Origin of the sequence: Escherichia sp. MOD1-EC5990, from assembly GCF_002965285.1 — a bacterium.
Taxonomy (GTDB): Bacteria; Pseudomonadota; Gammaproteobacteria; order Enterobacterales; family Enterobacteriaceae; genus Escherichia; species Escherichia coli_F.
On sequence record NZ_PTRV01000093.1, the window covers coordinates 1 to 320 of the forward strand.

The window sequence follows — 320 nt, forward strand, 5'->3', positions numbered from 1 at the left end:
AACACCAGGTGCCGTACGCTGTACAGTTTATCATCCCGGTATTCCCGCATTTCCGCAATACTGTCGCCGTCCCACAGATATGTGATGCGGAGGGCTTTTTGGTTGCAGCGTTTCTCTGTCCGTCTGCCGCTGCCGTCATAGCGGTATTCCCACTGCTCACCCTGTGCGCTGACGTACCCCGTCAGCTGGTCCCGGCTGTCCCACCGGAACCGCTCTGTTTCCGGGCGGTAGCCGTCACGGTGTCTGGTGCGGCTGACCATCCGGCCTGCGGCGTCATAGTCATACTGCGTGTTTCCGGCCTGTTTCAGCCGGTGGCCTCC

The 320-nt window shown here is 60.9% G+C and carries 1 protein-coding gene; it reads right to left on the minus strand.

Features of this window, described 5'->3' with window-relative positions; all coding sequences use genetic code 11:
* The coding region (locus tag BEB42_RS26040) for an RHS repeat domain-containing protein (RefSeq protein WP_236942422.1) at positions 1-320 on the minus strand (320 nt) is incomplete at both ends.